This is a genomic window from Nocardia sp. NPDC051052 (assembly GCF_044456045.1).
Taxonomy (GTDB): Bacteria; Actinomycetota; Actinomycetes; order Mycobacteriales; family Mycobacteriaceae; genus Nocardia.
In genome coordinates this window covers 1-3,884 of the sequence record NZ_JBITFL010000040.1, presented here as the reverse complement: position 1 = coordinate 3,884, position 3,884 = coordinate 1, and the positions used below count along the sequence as shown (strand labels likewise).

Below are 3,884 nucleotides of genomic sequence, written 5' to 3'. Positions count from 1 at the left end.
GATTCGGCGAATACCGGTGAGCTGTCGAGTAGTTCGGCACCCATGCCCGCCCACTGTGAACCCTGGCCCGGGAAGACGAAAACGATCTTGCCCGCGGCTTCGGCCGTGCCTTCGACAACGGTCTCGGCCTGCGCTCCGTCCGCGAGCGCGGTCAACCCGGCCAGCAACTGGTGGTGGTCACCGCCGACGACGACCGCGCGATGGTCGAGCACGGCACGGGTGGTGGCCAGCGACCATCCGATGTCAGCCGGGTCCCGGTCGGCGACCGCCAGCAATCGCCGGGCCTGATCAAGCAGTGCCGCAGATGTTTTCGCCGACAGCACCCAGGGCACGGCGGCGGGATCGGGTCGTGCCGTCACCTGCTCGTCCACGACGGGTGGTGCTTCGAGGATGACGTGGGCGTTGGTGCCGCTCACGCCGAAGGACGAGACCGCCGCGCGGCGGGGGCGGTCGTGGTCGGGCCACTGCCGCTGGTCGGTCAGCAGGCGAACTGCGGCGGAGTCCCAGTCGATGTCGGCGCTCGGCTCGACGGCGTGCAGTGTGCGCGGCAGGATGCCGTGCCGCATGGCCATGACCATTTTCAGGACCCCGGCGGCGCCCGCCGCGGCCTGGGTGTGGCCGATGTTGGATTTCACGGTGCCGAGCCACAGCGGCTCCGCGCGGTCCCGCCCGTAGGTGGCCTGCAGCGCCTGCGCCTCGATGGGATCGCCGAGACGTGTTCCGGTGCCGTGTGCCTCGACGGCATCCACGTCGGCGGGCCGCAGCCCGGCGTTGGCGAGCGCCTGGCGGATAACCCGTTGCTGCGACGGGCCGTTCGGGGCCGTGAGTCCGTTGGACGCGCCGTCCTGGTTCACCGCGGACCCGCGCACGACGGCGAGCACCGGGTGGCCGCGTCGCCTGGCCTCGGACAGTCGCGCGACGAGCAGCAGACCAACGCCCTCCGCGGCGCCGAACCCGTCGGCGTCGCGGGCAAACGCCTTGCATCGGCCGTCGGCCGAAAGCCCGTGCTGGCGGCTGAATTCGGTGAACATGTGCGGCGTCGCCATGATCGCGACACCACCGGCCAGCGCGGTGGCGCATTCACCGCGCCGCACCGACTCGGCCGCGAGGTGCAGCGCCACCAGCGACGACGAACACGCCGTGTCGATGGTGACGGCCGGGCCCTCGAGACCGAAGGTGTAGGAGATGCGGCCCGAGGCGACACTGGGTGTCGCACCCGTCAGCAGATAGCCCTCGAGATCCTCCGGCGGCTCGGCGACCCTGGTCTGATAGTCGTGATAGGACATGCCGACGAATACGCCGGTATCGCTGCCGCGCAACGACATCGGATCGATGCCCGCGCGCTCGAACAGTTCCCAGGAGGTTTCCAGCAGTAGTCGCTGCTGCGGGTCCATCGCGAGCGCCTCGCGCGGCGAGATGCCGAACAGGGCCGCATCGAAATCCGCCGCATCGTGCAGGAACCCACCGCGACCTGTCGCCGAGGTCCCCGGCCCACCCGGGACCTCGGGCAGCAGCCGTGCGAGATCCCAGCCGCGGTCGGTGGGGAAGTCGCCGATGGCATCGCCGCCGTCGACGACAAGCTGCCACAGCCCCTCGGGGGAGTCGATCCCGCCCGGATAGCGGCACGCCGCCGCGACGATCACCACCGGGTCGTCGTCGCTCGCCGTGGCGAGCATGGGATGCGGCTCGGTGTCGTCGGTGCCGAGCAGCACGGATTCGAGATAGCGGGTGACCGCGGCGGCCGTCGGATGGTCGAACACCAGGCTCGACGGCAGCCGCACCTCGGCCTCGGCGGTCAGCCGGTTGCGCAGCTCCACGCCGGTGAGCGAGTCGAATCCCAGTTCGTGGAAGGGCCTTTCGGCATCGACGGCCAGCGGGTCGGCATGGCCGAGCACCGCGGCGACCTGCGCTCGCACCACCTTGAGCACCGCCGCCGCCCGCTGTGTCGTCGGCAGCGTGCGCACCCGTGCGGCCAGCCCGGCGGCGGGTTCGTCGTTCCGGCCGCCCGCGACCGCGTCCAGGTGCGCGCGCACCTCGGGCAGGTCCTCGATGAGCGGCCGTCGGCGCGCCTCGGTGTAGGCGAGGAAGAAACGGTCCCACTGGAAATCGGCCACCATGAGGGTGGTCCGGTGCTGCGCCGCGCCGCGGGCGAGAATCGTCAGCGCGTGGTCGGGCGCGAGGGGCGGCACACCGTGGCGGCGTAGTCGATCCGCCACACCATCGACTGCGGCCATGCCCTCGCCCGCCCACGGGCCCCACGCGTAGGAGGTGGCCGGAAGGCCGAGCCGGCGGCGATGTTCGGCCAGCGCGTCCAGATAGGCGTTGCCCGGCGCGTAGCCGCCCTGACCGGGGATGCCGAGAATCCCGGAAATCGAGGAGAACAGGACGAATTCGTCCAATTCCAGCTCCGTGGTGAGTTCGTGCAGGTGCCGCGCGCCCTCGGCCTTCACCCGTAGCACCCGGTCCAGCTGGTCGATGGTGAGGCTGTCGACCACCGCATCATCGAGCAGGCCCGCGGCGTGGATCACCGAGGTCACCGGGAATCGCGCAAGCATCTGCGCTACGGCCGCGCGGTCACCGAGGTCGCAGGCGACGATGCTGACTTCGGCGCCGAGGGCCCGCAATTCGGTGGCGAGCTCGTCCGCGCCGGGTGCCTGCGGTCCGCGCCGACCGGCGAGCACCAGATGACGTGCCCCCTCCAGGGCGAACCGCCGCGCAACCTGTGCGCCGAGCGCGCCGGTGCCACCGGTGATGAGCACCGTGTCACGCGCTACGTGCTGCTCGGTGGTGGGAATGGCGGTCGCCGTGTGCACCAATCGGCGTGCGAACACACCGGTTTCACGGATCGCGACCTGATCCTCGGTCCGCTGGGCCAGCACCGCGAGCAGAAGCGTGACCACCCGGGCGCCCGGCTCGGCGGTGACGTCGACGAGTCCGCCCCAGAGTTCGGGCTGCTCCAGCGCGACTACGCGGCCGAGCCCCCACACCTGGCTCTGCACGGGATTGCACAGGCCGTCGATCCGGTTCACCGCGACCGCGCCCGAGGTGAGGATCCACAGCGGAACCTCGAGACCCGCGTCGGCGAGCGCGTGGACCAGCGTCAGCGTCCGGGCGGTACCTGCCGGAAGCGCCTGGCTGTCCGCGTTCGTCGTCTCGTCGAGCGCGAGCAGCGACAGCACCCCGTCGATGGAGTGCGGAAGCCGTTCGCGCAGCGCCGCGCGATCTTCGGTGCCGAGCCGCAGTTCGATGAGCTCCGCACCGCCCGCGCGCAGCGAATGGCGCACCGCCGGTGCCCAGGCGGGCTCGTCGGCGGTATCCGGTACGACAACGAGCCACGTTCCCGCCGGTGCCGCACCGTCGATCATGCTCGACGGTGTCCACTCGACCGAGTACTGCAGGGCGTCGAGTTCCGTAGTCGCGCGACGTGATTCACGCCAGCGCGCGAGCGCGGGCGTCGCCTGCGCGAGCCAGTCGGGTCGGTTCTCCGGCAGACCGAGTACGGTCGCGACCGCGTCCGCGTCGTCCGCCTCCACCGCCGCCCAGAACCCGGCGTCGGCAGCGCCGTCGCCGGCGACCTTCCCGGACGGGGCGTCGAGCCAGTAACGGGTGCGCTGGAAGGGATAGGTGGGCAAGGGGATTCGGCGTGCGTCGGGGAACTGCGTGGTCCAGTCCATGCGGACGCCGTGCGCCCAGGCGTTCGCGGCAGCGGTGCGCAGGTCGGTGCCGGTGCCCTGGTCGCGGCGGAGGGTGCCGATGGTGGTGACTGTGGTGTCCGCAGTGTCGGCGATGTCCTGGATGGCTGCCGTGAGTACCGGGTGTGGGCTCGGTTCGATGAAGGTGGTGTTGGTGGGTAGCAGTGTGTGTATGACCGGGTGGAACAGGAC

1 protein-coding gene is annotated in these 3,884 nt (G+C 71.2%); it reads right to left on the bottom strand.

Annotated features, from left to right (window positions below; translation table 11 throughout):
- Positions 1–3,884: SDR family NAD(P)-dependent oxidoreductase (locus tag ACIBCN_RS44430; protein ID WP_396998909.1), on the bottom strand; the 3,884-nt coding region annotated here is incomplete at both ends.